The sequence below is a fragment of the Vibrio sp. D401a genome (assembly GCF_030248515.1).
Classification (GTDB): Bacteria; Pseudomonadota; Gammaproteobacteria; order Enterobacterales; family Vibrionaceae; genus Vibrio; species Vibrio rotiferianus.
Genome location: NZ_JAHGAI010000113.1, coordinates 1 through 571 on the forward strand (window position 1 = coordinate 1; position 571 = coordinate 571).

The following is a 571-nucleotide window of genomic DNA, read 5'->3' on the forward strand; positions in this document are numbered from 1 at the left end:
AACAAACTGTTTAAAAGTGATTCGCAACGCGTGGCATTTTCACTATGCGTTGTGTTTGGTGTTTCAGGTGGTATGCGGTGGCATCGGTATTGCGTTGCTCACACCTTAACAGGGCGTTATGTTTCAAGGAGGAAATTTGAAAGCTTTATCAGTAGTTAAGCCGTGGGGAACAATGATTGCAGATGAAATAAAATCATTGGAAATCCGAGGCTGGGCACCAGAGCAAATGCCAATGCTAAGTGTTGCCTTAGTTCAAAATAGTAAACGGTTAACAAAAAACGGCGATGAGGATTTTGACGGTGAAGTTGTGGCGGTCATCGATATCGTTTCCTGTGTCCCTTGGGTAAAGGAAGACTGTAAATTTTCAGGTTGCGACGAGTCAGAGTTTGAAGAGGGCTGGTTGGCATGGCGGTTGAGTAATATAAGAAAGCTCAATAACCCAGTGCCAGCAACGGCTAAGAGAAAATTCTATAATCTTACGGGTGAAGAAGCCTTAGCAGTCATACTTGAGCTAGAAACATAACAAACTGCTCAAGAGGGATTCGCAACGCGTGGCATTTTCACTATGCGT

The 571-nt window shown here is 43.8% G+C and carries 1 protein-coding gene; it reads left to right on the top strand.

Going from position 1 to position 571, the window contains the following annotated elements; genetic code table 11:
- The first annotated feature begins 136 nt into the window (after window positions 1–136).
- A complete protein-coding gene (locus KIV41_RS24760; RefSeq protein ID WP_252040534.1) occupies window positions 137–523 on the top strand; it encodes an ASCH domain-containing protein in 387 nt (128 codons plus the stop codon).
- The last annotated feature ends 48 nt before the right edge of the window (window positions 524–571 follow it).